The sequence below is a fragment of the Paracoccus fistulariae genome (assembly GCF_028553785.1).
Taxonomy (GTDB): Bacteria; Pseudomonadota; Alphaproteobacteria; order Rhodobacterales; family Rhodobacteraceae; genus Paracoccus; species Paracoccus fistulariae.
On the sequence record NZ_CP067136.1, the window covers coordinates 2085970 to 2101812 of the forward strand.

13 protein-coding genes are annotated in these 15843 nt (G+C 61.7%); 4 read left to right on the forward strand and 9 right to left on the reverse strand.

What is annotated here, in order from left to right:
- From JHX87_RS10260 to JHX87_RS10270, 3 genes are all read right to left on the reverse strand, one after another.
- Positions 1-978, reverse strand: a complete 978-nt coding sequence (locus JHX87_RS10260) for an ABC transporter permease (RefSeq protein ID WP_271885124.1) — start codon at positions 976-978, stop codon at positions 1-3.
- Positions 975-2486, reverse strand: a complete 1512-nt coding sequence (locus JHX87_RS10265; RefSeq protein WP_271885122.1) for a sugar ABC transporter ATP-binding protein — start codon at positions 2484-2486, stop codon at positions 975-977. Before JHX87_RS10265 ends, JHX87_RS10260 begins: the two co-directional genes overlap by 4 nt.
- Before the next feature lie 66 nt (positions 2487-2552).
- Positions 2553-3440 carry a substrate-binding domain-containing protein gene (locus JHX87_RS10270; RefSeq protein ID WP_271885120.1) on the reverse strand — a complete coding sequence of 296 codons (888 nt, stop codon included), beginning with the start codon at positions 3438-3440 and terminating at the stop codon, positions 2553-2555.
- 286 nt (positions 3441-3726) lie between these two features.
- Here JHX87_RS10270 and JHX87_RS10275 point away from each other — a divergent pair, with 286 nt between their 5' ends.
- From JHX87_RS10275 to JHX87_RS10290, 4 genes are all read left to right on the forward strand, one after another.
- Positions 3727-4125 carry a DUF2177 family protein gene (locus tag JHX87_RS10275; protein WP_271885119.1) on the forward strand — a complete coding sequence of 133 codons (399 nt, stop codon included), beginning with the start codon at positions 3727-3729 and terminating at the stop codon, positions 4123-4125.
- A complete protein-coding gene (locus tag JHX87_RS10280) occupies positions 4089-4784 on the forward strand; it encodes an SDR family NAD(P)-dependent oxidoreductase (protein WP_271885116.1) in 696 nt (231 codons plus the stop codon). Before JHX87_RS10275 ends, JHX87_RS10280 begins: the two co-directional genes overlap by 37 nt.
- A gap of 327 nt (positions 4785-5111) precedes the next feature.
- Positions 5112-6170 (forward strand): efflux RND transporter periplasmic adaptor subunit, encoded by a 1059-nt coding sequence (locus JHX87_RS10285; RefSeq protein WP_271885114.1) that lies wholly within the window; start codon positions 5112-5114, stop codon positions 6168-6170.
- Positions 6171-6177: 7 nt separating this feature from the next.
- Entirely contained in the window at positions 6178-9222 is a 3045-nt protein-coding gene (locus JHX87_RS10290; RefSeq protein WP_271885112.1) for an efflux RND transporter permease subunit, read from the forward strand.
- A 195-nt stretch (positions 9223-9417) separates the two neighbouring features.
- Here JHX87_RS10290 and JHX87_RS10295 read toward each other — a convergent pair whose 3' ends face one another.
- The 6 genes from JHX87_RS10295 to JHX87_RS10320 all read right to left on the reverse strand — a co-directional run bounded on the left by JHX87_RS10295 (position 9418) and on the right by JHX87_RS10320 (position 15776).
- Positions 9418-10092 carry a TetR/AcrR family transcriptional regulator gene (locus JHX87_RS10295; protein ID WP_272833668.1) on the reverse strand — a complete coding sequence of 225 codons (675 nt, stop codon included), beginning with the start codon at positions 10090-10092 and terminating at the stop codon, positions 9418-9420.
- A 307-nt stretch (positions 10093-10399) separates the two neighbouring features.
- Entirely contained in the window at positions 10400-11356 is a 957-nt protein-coding gene (locus JHX87_RS10300; protein WP_271885108.1) for a DUF1177 domain-containing protein, read from the reverse strand.
- Between the two features lies 1 nt (position 11357).
- Positions 11358-12080: a dipeptidase PepE gene (pepE, locus tag JHX87_RS10305; protein ID WP_271885106.1), complete on the reverse strand. Its 723-nt coding sequence runs from the start codon at positions 12078-12080 to the stop codon at positions 11358-11360.
- Positions 12077-13264 carry an aminotransferase class V-fold PLP-dependent enzyme gene (locus tag JHX87_RS10310; RefSeq protein WP_271885104.1) on the reverse strand — a complete coding sequence of 396 codons (1188 nt, stop codon included), beginning with the start codon at positions 13262-13264 and terminating at the stop codon, positions 12077-12079. The genes pepE and JHX87_RS10310 overlap by 4 nt, the downstream gene beginning before the upstream one ends.
- A 112-nt stretch (positions 13265-13376) precedes the next feature.
- Positions 13377-15005 carry an OPT/YSL family transporter gene (locus tag JHX87_RS10315; RefSeq protein ID WP_271885101.1) on the reverse strand — a complete coding sequence of 543 codons (1629 nt, stop codon included), beginning with the start codon at positions 15003-15005 and terminating at the stop codon, positions 13377-13379.
- A 24-nt stretch (positions 15006-15029) separates the two neighbouring features.
- On the reverse strand, positions 15030-15776 hold the full coding sequence (locus JHX87_RS10320) for an IclR family transcriptional regulator (RefSeq protein WP_271885099.1): 747 nt from the start codon (positions 15774-15776) through the stop codon (positions 15030-15032).
- Positions 15777-15843 lie beyond the last annotated feature (67 nt).

The following is a 15843-nucleotide window of genomic DNA, read 5'->3' on the forward strand; positions in this document are numbered from 1 at the left end:
TCACGCTCTCCGCTTCTTGGCACGGACATCCAGCCAGACCGCGATCAGGATCACCAGACCCTTGACGATCAGCTGATAGAAATAGGGGACAGACAGCATGTTCATGCCGTTATTCATCACGCCGATGATCAGCGCGCCGATCAATGTGCCGATCATGGTCCCCACCCCGCCCGCAAGGCTGGTGCCCCCCAGAACGGCCGCCGCGATGGCGTCCAGTTCATAGCTCATCCCGGCATTGGTCTGCGCCGAGTACAGGCGCGAGGACAGCAGGATCCCGGCAATGGCCGCCATGACCCCCGACAGGGTGAAGATGGCGATTTTCAGCCGGTCCACCTTGATCCCGGAATAAAGCGCCGCCTCGCGATTGCCGCCGGTCAGATAGGTGCGCCGCCCGAAGGTCGTGCGCGACAGCAGGATATGGTTGAACAGAAACAGCACCAGCACGATCCAGATGATGATCGGCAGGCCCAGAAAGCTGCCCGAGCCGATGGCGATCCAGGACGGGTCCGAGATCATCGCGGGCGCGCCATTGGTGGGCAGACTGACAACGCCGCGATAGATGCCCATTGTCGCCACGGTCACGATGAAGGATGGCAGCATCAGCTTGGCCGTCAGCACGCCGTTGATGCCCCCCATGACCGCCCCTGCCGCCAGCGTGAACAGCAGCGCCGGGACAAAGCCCACGCCCATCGCCAGCGCCTGCGCCCCGGCCATGCCCGCCACCGCGATGATCGAGCCGATGGAGAGGTCAATCTCTCCCAGCAGGATCACCCAGGTCATGCCGAAGGCCGCGATGGCCACGACGGCGACCTGCTGCAGGATATTGGTCAGGTTGGCCACCGTCATGAAGCGGCCATTCATCAGCGTGAAGATCACGCAAAGCGCCACCAGCGCCATGAGGATGCCGCCATATTGCAGCATCAGGGCGCGAAGTTGCTGGCCCCGCGCGGTCGCGGCAGGATCGGTCGTCTGTGTCATTTGGAAGTTCCCGTAGCATAGGCCATGACATGTTCCGGCGTGAGTTCATCCCCCGACAGGGTGGCTTTGATCCGTCCTTCGGCCATGATGGCCACGCGATCCGCCAGACCCAGAACCTCGGGCAGTTCGGATGAGACCATGATGATCGCCGTGCCTTCCGAAGCCAGTTGCCGGATGATGCGATAGATTTCAAACTTGGCGCCCACATCGACGCCGCGGGTGGGTTCGTCCAGGATCAGAACCCCGGGCCGCGTCAGCAGCCATTTGGCCAGCACCACCTTTTGCTGATTGCCGCCCGACAGCGTGCCCGCCAGCGTCTGCAGCGAATTGGTGCGGATCGCCAGCCGCTGCACCTCGGCCGCCGCAGCCTGACGCTCGGCCCCGAAATTCAGAAAGCCCGACCGCCCGGCAAATGCGGGAATGGACGCGGATGAAATATTGGGCTGCAGGGCCGCGCCCAGGACCAGACCTTCTTCCTTGCGGTTCTCGGTCACGAACCCGATCCCGGCCCGGATGGCCTCGACGGGGCTGCGGAACTGGACGGGTTTGCCGCCAAGCCATATCTCGCCCGTGGCGGCGCGCATGCCGAAGATGGCATTCATCACCTCGGACCGTCCCGACCCGACCAGCCCGAAAAATCCAAGGATCTCTCCGGGCATGACCTGAAACGAGATATCCGCAAACTCATCCGCGCGTGTCAGCTTGCGGACCTCCAGCGCGGGTGTGGTGCCGCGCGTCTGGCCGGGTGCCAGCGCGGGCGGGTAGATCTCGTCCATCCGGCGGCCGACCATCAGGGCGATCAGCTCTTCGATGGTGGTGTCGTTGCGGTCCCGCGTCGCGACATATTCGCCGTCCCGAATGACCGTAATGTCATCCGACAGGCGCATGATTTCCTCCATCCGATGCGAAATATAGATGATCGCGGTGCCCCGCGCCTTCAGACGCTCGATGATGGAAAACAGGATATCGGCCTCGGAATCCGACAGCGAAGAGGTCGGCTCATCCAGGATCAGCACCTTGGCCGGATGGGACAGGCCCTTGGCGATCTCGACCAGCTGACGTTGGGCAATCGACAGATCGCCCACTTTGGCATCGACATTCACCGGCAGGCCCAGATCCGCCACCAGCTCTGCCGCCATCTGCCGCAGCTTGCGGTCGTTGATAAAGCCGAAGCGCGCGGGTTCGTGGGTGGCCATGATATTTTCGGCCACGCTGAGATTGTTGCACAGGCTCAGTTCCTGAAACACGATCGCCAGCCCGCGCTGCGCGGCCTCGGTCGGGCTTTGCGGGCTGTAGGGCTGACCCGCCAGTTCCATCCGGCCATCGGTCGGCTGATAGACCCCCACAAGGATCTTCATCAGCGTCGATTTTCCGGCGCCATTTTCGCCCAGGATCGTGTGAACGCGGCCCGGACGGATCTGCAGCCGCATGTTCCTCAGCGCCACGACCGGACCGAAATGCTTCTTCACATCGGACATCGACAGAACGATGTCAGGCGCGTCAGTCATGATATCCCCTTGATCAGCAAGCCCCGCCTTCCCCGGCAGGAACCGGGAAAGGCCGTTCTGGCCTGATTACATCCCGGTATAGATGCCCGGCACGATCGGCTGTTCGGCAGGCACCTCTTCGCCCGCGATGACCTGCGCGGCCGTGTCCACGGCGGTCTTGCCCATTTCCTGCGGGAATTGCTGGATCACGCCGACCATGACCGGATCGCTGTCCACGGCATTGCGGGCCTCTTCCATGCCATCAAAGCCGATGACCTTCACCTGATCCTGCAGCCCGGCCGATTTCACCGCGACCGCCGCGGCCAGTGCCGCATCGTCGCCGAAACCGAAAATGCCGGTAATGTCGGGATTGGCCTGCAGCATGTTCTGCGACACGGCCAGCGCCTCGGCGCGGGTGATGCCGGTCTGCTGGGCGACGATCTCGATCCCCGGGAACTCTTCCAGACCCTTCTTGAAGCCGTCGATCCGGGCAACCACGGACTGGACCGTCGGATAGTCGATGATGGCGACCTTGCCCTTGCCCTCAAGAACCTTGCCCATCAGCTCGGCCGCCTTGACGCCGCCGGTATAGTTGTCGGTGCCGATATGCGACGTCACCTGGCCATTGGCGATCGGAATATCGACGGTGATCACCTTGATCCCTGCGGCTTCGGCCTTGGCGATGGCGGCCAGCGCGCCCTGGCTGTCGACCGGCGAAATCACGATGACATCAACGCCTTTGACGATGAAATCCTCGACATCGGCCAGCTGCTTGTTCAGGTCCTGGTTCGCAATGCTGATCTCCAGCGGCACGCCCTTGACCTCGGCCTCGGCCTTCATCGCATCGGCCAGTTCGATATAGAACGGGTGCTGCTGCGTCAGAAGCGAGGCGCCAATTCCATCGGCAAAGGCAGCCGAACCCGTGCCAAGCGCAACAGTGGTCAGCAGCGCCGAAAGCGCTTTTTTCAAGCTCATATCAATCCTCCCAGGATCACTCTTTGAAGAGGAGATCAAATTCGCAGGCCATCGCCCTGCCCGCCCCCTCCTTGCGGTATCCACGACGGTAGCAAATAATTCACTCGTGTCAATTTTAATTTTTTCTTGGTTAAATTAATTGCCCATCTGCTCTGCCCCCGCAGGCAGCTTTGCGGATCCTGTCGCCACGGTCGCGCGCCGCTCTCAAAATTAATGCGCGCTTCAAGGCAACTTTCGCCGCTTTCGGCGCGTAAATGCCATTACATATCAGCGCGCGGAGGAGTTCATGCAGATCGTCGCCCTTTATCTTTCGACATTGTTCGTCTTTCTGGCCATCGACATTATTGGCATCACCCAGATCATCCGGCCCCTGTTCGAGCGGCATGTCGGGCAGCTTCTGGCCGATCCGTTCCGCGTCGGCCCTGCGGCGATCTTCTATGCGATCTATATCATGGGCGTTCTCTATTTCGTGTCGGTCCCGGCGCTGGTCGAGAACCGTCCGGGGAAAGCCCTGATTGGCGGCGCGCTGATCGGGCTGATGTGCTATGGCACCTATGAATTCACCAATTATGCGACCCTGCGGGACTGGTCATTGCAGCAGGTGGCGGTCGATACGATCTGGGGCGGGTTTCTGACCGGGATATCGGCATGGGCCGGGCTGACCATGGCGCGCTGGCTGGTATGAAGGCCCTTGTGATCGGAGAGAGTGGCGGCATTGGCGCGGCGGTCGCCGACGCCCTTCGCCAAGGCGGCGCTCAGGTCACCGGCCTGTCACGCCGCACGGGGCTGGATCTGACCGATCAGGGCAGCGTGGCGCGCTGTGCCGAAAGCCTTGCGGAGGAACGCTTCGATCTGATCTTCAATGCCACCGGCGCATTGGTCATCGAAGGCAATCAGCCCGAAAAGACCATCCGCGAGATCGAGGCCGATGCCATGAACGCGCATTTCGCGCTGAACGCGACGGGGGTTGCGCTGCTGCTGCGCTATTTCGCGCCGCTGATGCGCAAGGACGCCCGCGCTGTCTTTGCCTCGCTTTCGGCGCGTGTCGGCTCGATCGGGGATAACGGTCTGGGCGGATGGATCAGCTATCGCGCCGCCAAGGCCGCCCAGAACCAGATCATCCGGACAGCAGCCATCGAGATCGCCCGCCGCGACAGGAATCACATCGTCGTCGCCCTGCATCCGGGCACGGTCGAGACGCGGCTGACGCAGGATTACGCCGACCGCTACCCGACGATTTCGGCCCCGCAAGCCGCGCAGGCGCTGCTCTCTGTGATCGACGGCCTGACCGCCAAGGACAATGGCAGTTTCCGGGACTGGAAAGGAAAGCCGGTGCCCTGGTGAGCGCGCCTTGCTGAAACGCCAGTATTTGCGTTCTGGCGCCCTCCATAAGGCCTTTGCCGCAGGCGCGCGCCTTCAAATCCAGGCTGCGCCAGCTGCTTTCTTTGACACGGCTCCAGATGCCACGCGGGCGGACGGGCAAAGCCCAATCTGCTGAATCTGCGGCCTTATCTCCCGCAGGGTCGTCACGGAAAAATATCGCAGCGCAACGGAAACCTGAATTTTTTTCAGATTACGGTTGTATCGCGCCCGGATTCGGACAATCTGCATGGAAATTAAGCCTATTCGGACCGGTTGCGCGCCGGTCCCCGATCATATGGGATTATAATGATGACCGCCTTTCGCCGCGTTCTTGCAGCCGCGACCGCTGCCGCCTCTGTTCTGTTCACCCCGCTGGCCATGGCGCAGGATCAGCAGGTTCCGCTGGTCAAGCTGATCACGCTTGGACAGGATGAGAGCGCCGGTGAGCGCGTGTTTTTCGGTCGCACCGTGGCCCGCCAGACCATTGATCTGGCGTTTCAGGTCGGCGGTCAGCTGGTCGAGTTTCCCGTGACCGAGGGCAATCTGATCCCAGAGGGTGATCTGATCGCGCGTCTGGATCAGGTGCCCTTCGATCTGGCGCTTGAGGAGGCCAGGCTGACCGAAGCCCAGGCCCAAAGCGATGCCGAACGCGCAAGGCAACTGGGCGGCAATATCAGCCGGGCCCAGCGCGAAACGCTTCAGACCCAGGCGGAACTGGCCGCAGTCGCGCGCAAGAATGCCGAGCTTGCGCTGGAGCGCGCGACGCTGATGGCACCTTTCGATGCCGTCGTCTCGACCCGGACGGTTGCGAATTTCACCACCGTGGCTGCGGGCCAGCCTGTCGTGCGGCTGCATGACATGAGCGAATTGCGCATTGAAATCGACGTGCCCGAAGCGATCGTCCGCCGCGCCATCGAAAACCCGGAATTCGACCTGCTGGCCCGCTTTGGCGGCGATGACCGGCTTTATCCGCTTGCGGTCGTGGAAACCGATATCGAAACCGGCCCCGTCGCCGGGACCTATAAGGTGACGCTGGGCATGGCACCGCCGAAAGACCTGCTGATCCTGCCGGGTTACTCGGTGGCCGTCGTCATGCGCCGCAATCAAGCATCGGACAGGCCGGATCTGACTGTGCCGCTGGATGCCGTGGGCACCACGCCAGATGGCGATTACTTCGTGCTGCGTTTCGCCGCCGAGGGGGAAGAGACTGGCCGACTGGTGCGCGTTCCGGTCACCATCGCGGCGGACCAGAACGGCCAGATCACCCTCACCTCGGGCGTCGAGGCCGGGGACGAGATCGCCGCCGCCGGGCTGTCGCACTTGTCGGATGACCAATCCGTCAAGCGCTTCCGCGGCATCGATCAGTGAGGACGCCATGAAAATCGCACGTGGCAGCATTGAAAAGCCGATCCTGACCTGGATCCTGATCCTGGTGATGTTCTTTGGCGGCATCGCCAGCTTCTTCTCGCTGGGCCGGTTGGAGGATCCGGCCTTCACCATCAAGACGGCGGTGGTCTATTCCAGCTATCCCGGCGCCTCGGCCGAGGAGGTCTCGGTCGAGGTCAGCGAACCGCTGGAAAGCGCGATCCAGCAGCTTGGCGAGGTGGATACCATCACCTCGATCAACACGCCCGGCGCCTCGCTGCTGGAAATCGAGCTGGACCCCAAGACCGGCGGCGACGAGGTGCCCGCCGTCTGGACCGAATTGCGTGCCAAGGTCGGCGAGGCGGCGAAATTCCTGCCGCAAGGCGTCGAATACACGGTCGTGAATGACGATTTCGGCGATGTGTTCGGCATTTACTTCGCGGTGACGGCAGAAGGCTATAGCGATGCCGAAAAGCACGATCTGGCCAGGTTCCTGCGGCGCGAATTGCTGACGGTCGATGGGGTGGCCAATGTCGATGTGGCAGGTCTGCCGCAAGAGGCGATCTATGCCACGCCGGACATGGCGCTGACGGTCAATCAGAACATTCCGCCGGGTGCGCTGGAGGAGGCGATTGCGGCGGCTGACGACATCACCCCGGCAGGCACGGCCGGTCAGACGCGCTTTACGGTCCCCGAAGGTTCGGACACGCTGGAAGAGCTGAGCGGGCTGAATGTCGGCATCTCGGGCGAAATCGTGCGCCTGTCGGATCTGGTCACCCTGTCGCGCGAGCGGATCGGCGATCCGACCCTGCTGATCCGCCATAACGGCACCGAGGCCTTTACCCTGGGCGTCGCTGGCCTTGATACCGAAAACATCGTCGAGGTCGGCAAGCGGGTCGAGGCGCATCTGACACGGATCGCAGACCAGTTGCCCGCCGGGGTCGAGCTGAAACCGATCTATCAGCAGCATCGCATCGTCGAGGCCGCCTCGAACGATTTCGTTGTCAATCTTGCCATGTCGGTGGCCATCGTGCTGGTGGTTCTGGCGCTGTTCATGGGGGTGCGCGCCGCCGTGGTCGTGGGCGCGACCTTGCTGCTGACCGTCTTGGGAACGCTGGTCTTCATGCTGCCCTTTGGCATCGAGATGGAGCGGATCAGCCTTGGCGCGCTGATCATTGCCATGGGGATGCTGGTCGATAATGCCATTGTCGTGGCCGAGGGCATGCAGACCTCGATGCAACGCGGCATGTCATCGCGCGATGCTGCGGACGAGGCCGCGCAGAAGACCCAGATCCCCCTGCTTGGCGCGACGGTGATAGGTATCGTCGCCTTCGCACCCATCGGCCTCAGCCCCGATGCGACGGGCGAATTCATGTTCTCGCTGTTCGCGGTCATCACCATTTCGCTGCTGCTGTCATGGTTTCTGGCGATCACCATCACGCCGCTGCTGGGGCATTACTTCTTCAAGACCAATCTTGATGGCACAAGCGAAAGCTATGATGGACCGGTTTTCCGCGCCTATGCCGGGCTTTTGAAATGGGCGTCCAGATGGCGGTGGTGGGTTGCAACGGCCCTGATCGGGATCACGGTCCTGTGCTTCTATGGCTTTGGCCAGATCAAGCAGCAGTTCTTTCCGAATTCCAGCACGCCGATGTTCTATGTCCATTACTGGAAGGAACAGGGAACGCCGATTCAGGAAACATCAGCCGATCTGGATGTGCTGGAACGCTGGCTTGATCAGCAGGACAGCGTCGAGGCGACGACGACCTTTGTCGGCAATGGCGCGACACGCTTCATGCTGAACTATACCACGCAGCGCGAAAACTCTGCCTATGGCCATATGCTGGTGCGGACGCAGACCAGCGAACAGATCCCTGCGCTGCGCGATGCGCTTCAGGGTTTCGCGGCCGAGGCCCTGCCCGACGGCGATCTGCGCACCGTCGCGATGGTCTTTGGTACCGGCGGCGGCAACCCGATCCAGTTGCGGATTTCAGGGCCTGACGGTGCCGTTCTGCGCGAACTGGCAGAGCAGGCAGAGGCGCGGATGCGGCAGACCACGGATCAGTTGACGGGGATCAGCATAGACTGGCGCCAGCGCGAGATCGTGCTGCGCCCGGATTATGCCGAGGATCGCGCCGAGGCCATTGGCGTCACCCGCAGGGATATCGCGGATTCCCTGAACTTCGCCAGCGACGGCGTGATTTCGGGCGTGATGCGCGAAAAGGACCGGCAGATCCCGATCTATGTGCGGGCACCACAGGATGGAAGCGTCGCGCTGGCCGATGCGCTTGTCTATTCGCAGCCGCTGCAGGCCTTCGTCCCGATAGAGCAGGTCATCGATGGTTTTACCCCGATCCCGCAGGACACCCTGATCTTCCGCAGAAATCGCCAGCCCACCATCACGCTTGCCGCAGGCGTGTCGCAAGAGGCCAGCGTCGCCGACGTTCAAAGCCAGTTGGATCGGGCCTTTGCGGACATGCCCCTGCCCCGTGGCTATGCGATCGAATGGGGCGGCGAGAAAGAGGATTCCAAGGAGGCGCAGGAAGGTCTGATCGGGCAATTGCCGCTGGCTTTGCTGACCATGATCATCATCACCGTGATGTTGTTCAACGCGCTGCGTCAGCCGCTGATCATCTGGCTGCTGGTGCCGATGGCGGTGAACGGCGTGACCCTCGGGCTGCTGGGAACCGGCCTGCCCTTTACCTTCACGGCGCTGTTGGGCCTGCTCAGCCTGTCCGGCATGCTGATCAAGAACGGCATCGTTCTGGTCGAGGAAATCGACATCACGCGAAGGGACTTACCCGATCTGCGTGATGCGATCCGGCAAGCCTCGATCTCGCGGATGCGGCCCGTGGTTCTGGCGGCTGCGACGACGATCCTGGGCATGATCCCCTTGCTGTCCGATCCGTTCTATATCTCGATGGCGGTGACGATCATGGCCGGGCTGGCCTTCGCGACCGTGCTGACGCTGGTCGCCGTGCCGGTATTCTACGAACTGTTCTTCGCGCGCGACGCAAAGATGCAGGCACAGGCCGCGACAAACGCAACCGCATGACCCAAACCGCGCCCCGGAAAACGCAGAGACAGCACCTCTGCGTTCCGGGGCGCGGAGATGATCCCCTGCCAGATGGGCGGAAATCTGTTTCGGCAGACGATGGCCCATCCGGCGCAGTCGGGTGCAGCGCCAAGGGCACCAATCTGCGCCTGGATGATCGTGGCCGCTTTCGTCACAGGGTCATCGCAGCCCGCGTCAGACCATCGAAAACCAGATCAGCCTCAGCATCGACTTGATCCGTTCGATATCCGCGCGGCCCTGCGCCTCGGGCTTGCCCAAAGCCACCCGGATGGCCGAATCCGCAAAATGGAACATCAACGATATCGAAACCGCCAGACCGTCTCGCTCGGCCTCGCGCACCATCGGCCTTGCCGCTTCGGTCAGCGCCGCGACGTTGCGATGGCTTTCAGCGGTGAACATCTCCAACAAGGCCTTATCGACGGCCATGCCTTGCCAGATGTCACGGACTGCGGGATCAGCCAGCCCGGTCTGGTAATCGGCCTCGATCAGGGCGTCAAAGGCCAGTGCCATCTCTTCCGCGCTTTGTGGCAGAGATGATAATTCAGCCTCCAGCCGCTGGCTGAATTCTTCCAGATGGCGCGTGGCAAGCGCGTTGATGATCGCCGCCTTATTGGGAAAATACTGATACATCGACCCGGGCGTGATGCCCGCCAGCTCGGCGATTTCGGTGATCGTCATCCCGGCGGATCCGCGTTCGGCAATCAGACTGTTGGCCGCATCAAGGATCTGTTCGACACGCTTGCGGCTGCGTTTTTGCTGTGGTCGGCGAATATCGCCCTGACGCGCCCTGCCGGTAGTCATCGAAATAAGCCCTAAACCTGAATCGTGTTCAGATATAGCGCCGACCATCGATCCCCGCCTCACAATTTTTGTCTGCCCCCCTCCTCGCGGATCACCACCTGGCACAGCGCAGCACCCGCAAGGTGATGCAAGACGGGGGCCACGATCTGTGGGCCGCTACACGGGAACTCAACCACAGCGATCGTTATCGGGTCCTTTACCCGAGGGGTTTGAAGCGGGGCCGATCATATTTTCAGGGCGCGGGAAATGGTCTGCGCAATCTCGTGCTGGATATGAGTTTGTAAAATACACAATCGCCACAAAAAAGCCGGGCAGAGAGAAACTCCGTGCCCGGCCCCTGACTGTCAGCGGCGGCTCAGCTGCCGGGGGTGGTTTGCAGAACGGTCATGTCGCCATACATGCCGACCAGCTTCTGGAACTCGTCCGCGTCATGGAAGGCGATCTTGTTCCAGGTGAATTGCTTGGTTACCTCGAAGGCGAAAAGCGTGGCGTCGACCAATTCGCTTTCATAGCTTGCCCCGGTATCGGAACCCGGCACGACAGAGGCGGCCGTGATGGCAAGGCCGACCACCGGTGCCTTCGTCGCGACATGCGGCTGCATGATCGAGTTGAAGTGATAGACGCCGTTATCATAGGGGGTGATGTCCTGCGTCGTGATCGGGAATGTCCGGGCAGGCCGACCCAGCGCATATTCCATCAGCCGGACCAGATCCGGGGCGACCCGCAGGATATAGCCCTGTTTCGCCGTCGGGGAGATCGCGATGCCGCGATGCTTGATGATGCTGTTGCCCTTTGAGGTATCGACCGACAGGATGGCATCCATCTCGGCATCGACCTCATGGGCGTTCATCGTGGCAGAGGAGACCGGCATGCCCATGAAATCGACGGGATCATGGGGCGTGATCGACACATGGGTGGCCACATGCGTGGTGATGATCACATCGCCTTGAAGACGCCCGCCCGCCTTGTTGAATTCCAGCAGCTTCAGCGCGGCGGCCAGCGCCACGATCGAGCCATCGGCATCCGACACCAGCCCGATCCGGTTCGGCTGCGCCTGCTGCGCGCCAAGCCGACCGATCAACCCCATGGTCGGATGACCGCCACCTGCCGATTTGCCATCCGCCCCGCGCAGCTTCACCTTGATGAAGTCACATTTCTTGCTGGTATCTTCTGGCGGTTCATAGGCCACGGACTGGATGGTGATCTCGGCATCGGGCGCGCCGACCCCGCGCAAGAGATCGACAAAATCCTGCCCGGTGACATTGGGCATATCCATCATTTCATAGATCGTGCTGACCTGACGCTGTGTCATCTTATGCGACTCCTTTGATCATGCTCAGCTGGAAGGTTTCGTTCGCCGCGATCTTCTCGATCTTATCCGGGCTTTGCAGCCACAAGGCATCCTCGCCCAGCAGCCGACCCTCGTCGCCCTCTACCAGCAGGGCGGTGCCTTCCTTGATGGCGACGACATGTTCGCCCGCATTGATGGTCAGGAATTCCTGCAACCGCTCTTCCCGGCTTTCGCCGTTATGACCCACCGGCTTGCCCGAGATGAAATGCGGATTGATCTGGAAATGCGTCAGGCCCAGCCCGTTGAAGCTGGGCGGCTGAACGATGGGCATGTCATTTGTGGTGCGAATGGTCGGGGTCGCGACATTGGTGCCCGCGCTCCAGCCGATATAGGGCATTTCGCCGCCCTCGACGCGCTGCTTGATCAGATCGACGATACCGGCATCATACATGCGTTTCAGCAACGCAAATGTATTGCCGCCCCCGACGGCGATGGCATCGGCCTTGCGCACAGCCTCGCGCGGGTCGTCTGCGTGATGGATCGAGCTGAAGCCATATCCAAGCCGCTCAAAAACCGGCCTGACGATCCCCTCATAGGTGTCAAAGCTGAACGAGACGCCGGCGAAGGGCACGAACAGCACCGTTAGGTCGCGCTTTCCCAGGATGGTGTGGATCTGGTCGTCGGCATGTTCCAGATAGCCCATCTGTCCCATCCGCGAACTGCTCATCAAAAGCGCACGTTTCATTTGCTTTCCTTTATGTCCAGTATGTTGCTGACCAGCCGGTCAATCTCGGCTTCGGTGTTGAAGTAATGGATCGAGGCGCGCGCCATGCAGTCGATATTGTATCCTTCCAGGATACTGCTCGCCATGAAATGGCCCGCCTCGATGATGATCCCGCGCATTTCAAGCTCCAGCACAAGGCTGCGCGGATCCAGACCCTTGATGTTGAACGGGATGATGCCGATGCGATGCGCAGCATCGGCCGGGCCATAAAGCTCGAACCCCGGGATCCGGGCAAGGCCCTGCAGGGCGTAGTCGGTGATCTCGCGGCAGCGCGCCTCGATGGCGCCCTGCCCCAGATCGCTGGCGTAATCCAGCGCGGCATCGAGGCTGTAGATCGCGGGCACATTCGGGCAACCCGCCTCGAACCGCTTGGCCGTTTGCGGCAGGACCAGCGCGCCTTCGCCATCGACGCTGCTGTTCCACCAGCCGATCATGCAGGATGACAATTCGGCGATGCGGGGTTCGGCGATATACAGGAATCCAGATCCCTCGATCGCGCGCAGCCCCTTGCGCCCGCAGGTGGACAGGAAATCGCAGCCCCAGTCGTGGATGTCGACATCCAGCACGCCGATGGCCTGCGCGGCATCGACATGCGTCATCACGCCACGCTGTTGCGCCATGGCGCAAATTTCGGCAACGGGCTGCACGGCGCCGGTCACATTGGACAGCGCCACAAAGCTGATCAGCCGGGTCCTGTCCGTGACATGCTCGGCGATGGCGGCGGCGTCCAGCAGCCCTTCAAGGCTGGCCTTCGCGCGCACCACACGGATGCCGCGCTGCTGTTCAAGCTGCAACCAGACCGACAGGTTGCTGAGCATCTCGGTCTCGGGGACGATGATCTCGTCGCCCTCGGCCCAGTCGATGCCCTGGGCGACAAGGCAGATCGCTTCGGTCCCGTTCTTGGTGAAGGCGATTTCCTCGGGCTTCGCGCCGATGAAGGCGGCGGTCTTGGCGCGGGTCGTTTCCAGATCCTCATAGACGCGCTTGCGCAGGCTGGGCAGATAGGTGCCAAGCTCTGCGGTCTCGTCCAGATAGGCCTTCACCCGGTCGATGACCGGCGTTGGCGGAGGGGCGGCAGCCCCGGTATCGAAATAGGCGTATTTGGCCGATACCGGGCTGTCGCTGACGATCTTGTCAATTTTCATGCTTCATCCTCAACAATGCGGCGGGTTCTTGTGCGTTTTGCGGTGGCCGGCCTTGCGGCCCGGCCTGCCCGTAGGGTCGTCCTGCCGTCCCGACGACGGCAGGACGGGCGGTTTACTTGCCCAGCTTCAATGTCGAGGTGAAGAAGGCGTAAAGCGCATCACCCGCGATCAGACCGCCGGCAAAGGCCGACATTTCCGAACGCCGGGTCTGGCCGAAGGCCCGCTCGATCCCGACACGGATGGCCAGGGCGGCCAGAACGGTCCAGCCGGCAATCGGATAGTTGATCAGCATGCCGGTTCCCAGCAGGACGCCCAATTGCTTGCCCGATCCGCCAACCCATTGCAGGATCGCCCCCGGAATGGCCCAGATCAGCAATTGCATCGCAATCTCGGGCGAGGCGCCGGCCGCGATGGTCGAGGCATAGACGCGATCCACCGGCGGCACGAGATCCTGACTGAAGAAGCTTTGATAGGAAACGGCAACGACAATCGCTGCGACCAGAAAGCCGATCAGTGCTGCATAATATTGCTGACGGCGGCCCTCGCGCTCATAGGCGGGATCAGAGTTTTCGCCGCGGATCATGTAGCCCGTCTTCAGGTCATAGCCCATATCGGCAAAGGCCGGGCCGGTCGCGGCGCTGTAGCCCACCAGAAGGCCCAGCGCGGCAGGCGGAAATCCGACAAGGATGCCGATGATCAGGGTGATCAACGCGACCGCAAAGGCCGGGAACCAGCCCGAATGCATCGCAGCAATGCCGACGATCAGTTCGTGCACATAGGCCGCGATGGCCGCGAACAGCAGGAAGCCCAGAAGCATCGGCAGGCTCATCGTGCTTGTCACGCCGGCAAGCATGGTCAGAAGCAGCGCGACAAGGATATAGGCGCCGAACCCGCCGAACAGGAATTTCTTCATCGCGCGGTCTTCGGGATCCTCTGACGCTTCGCCATTGGCGGTGGCGGCGGTGTCTTTCCGGATCGCCGAAATCTGACGCCCAACCTGATACAGCGCGACGATCCCGGCGCCGATCATGAAGCCATGCGGCAGATACATCGCGTTGATATCGATGCCAAAGACAGGATCGGCATAGCCGCGCATCAGCAGGCCCAGCCCGAACATCGACAGCGCCCAGATATTGCCGATAAAGGCAACGCCTGCGGCCGACATGGGAATGCCAAGCATCGAGCCGCCAACACCACCGGCGATCCCGATGCCAAGGTAGACCGCCTTGCGCCCGCCCTGATCACCAGCCCACAGCGTTTCGGCCGTGGCCACACCCGCGGGCCATGTTCCGGTCGCGGGAAAGGCCTTGGTGTTGAACAGGCCGTAAAGCATGGTGCCGTCGATGAACATGGCCAGCGTGGCCCCGATCAGCATCGGCACGATCAGTTCCGGCATCCCCATGACAAAGGGAACGCCGATCGGGATCATCAGGCTGTTCGCCGCCCCGAAGGTGGCCGAGGACACCGCCGATTGCAGCAGGTTCTGTCGGTCGATGGCGCGGAAACGGTGCAGCACCGCAATCGGCAGCCGCGCAAAGACCATCGCGATCAGCGCCCCGATGATGGACGTGTTCGCCGAAATTCCAAGGGTCACGATCAACTGCATCCCGACAATCGCGCCCAGTGCCGACAGCAGGACGATGGGGATCACAACCACCAGTTCCAGCGTCTTGGGATGTTTACGGGACCCGGCGGCGGCGGCACCTCCCAATGCCGTACCTTCTTCTTCCGTCGTACTCACAACAGGCTCCTCCCTATTTAACGATCAAGATGAGATGTAATTCTGGATAACCGGCCGAAGCGTCTGCATGCGCGCGACCAGCGCCGGAAAGGCGTTTTCATCGCGACGGAACAATGGCCCCGCGATGCTGAGCGATCCGGCAATCTCTCCCGATGGGGCAAAAAGCGGCACGGCCAGACCGAATGTGTCCGTGCGGAACTCTTCGACGCTGGCGGCCCATCCCTGTTGCCGCACCGTGGCAAGGTCTGCTTGCAGCGCGTCGGGATCGCAGATCGTGCCGGGCGCAAGCTGCGTCAGGCCGCGCGCGATCACCGCGTCGCGTTCTTCCCCGGGCAGAAACGCCATGATCGCCTTGGCATTTGCCCCGGCATAAAGCGGAAAGCGCGTCCCGACATCGATGCTGAAACGAATGCTGTCCGGCGCCTCGTAGATCTCGATACAGACAGCCTCGCCCTGCGACAGCCAGCTGAGGAACACCGTCTCGCCCGATTGATCCGCCAGTTCTCGCATCAGGGGCCGGACCAGTTGCGACAGGTTCATCCGCCCCTTGAAGATCTGGCCATATTCCAGAAACCGCACGCCGATGGCGTATTTCTGGCTTTCGGGATCCTTCACAAGGAATTTCCGGCTCGCAAAGGTGTTCAGCGCACGCTGCACGATGGCGGGATGCACGCCGCTTTTCTTTGCAAGCTCCCGGACGCCCCAGGCGGGGCGCTCTTCGGTGAAGTAATCGAGCAGGTCGAGAGCATTTGCGAGTGTTTTGGCGATCATTATTGTCTCTATAATAGATACAACGTACCGTTATTAGAGACATAACTTAAATTTGCTGAAAAGTCAA